This window comes from Pseudomonas sp. E45-MNA-CIBAN-0222 (genome assembly GCF_040310405.1).
GTDB lineage: Bacteria > Pseudomonadota > Gammaproteobacteria > Pseudomonadales > Pseudomonadaceae > Stutzerimonas > Stutzerimonas stutzeri_AC.
The window spans coordinates 1-242 of sequence record NZ_JBEOPU010000215.1 but is presented as its reverse complement, the minus strand read 5'-3'; the positions used below and the strand labels follow the sequence as shown (position 1 = coordinate 242).

Sequence of the window (242 nt, the reverse complement as noted above, 5' to 3'; positions counted from 1 at the left end):
CAACAATAAAGCGCATCGGCGCGGATCGAACGCATACAGCACGCAATAAGGTCGCCCCCTATGCTGCACCCGTAACTCTCGAAGATTGCCATGCCGAGAGCCTTTGATATCGCTGCTGTGGGGAAAGCGCAGGCCCGGCCCCAGGAGGCCTAACAAATCTACGCTAGCTGATACCGAGGATTGCGCCTTTGCATCCAAGCCACCCCACCAGTTACCGAATTCGTCCGTGTATTCAATATCCC

At 55.8% G+C, this 242-nt stretch carries 1 protein-coding gene; it reads right to left on the bottom strand.

The annotated features are described in order from the left end of the window. A partial coding sequence (locus AAEZ08_RS23385) for a type II toxin-antitoxin system RelE/ParE family toxin (RefSeq protein WP_500125239.1) occupies window positions 1–242 on the bottom strand: 242 nt, incomplete at both ends.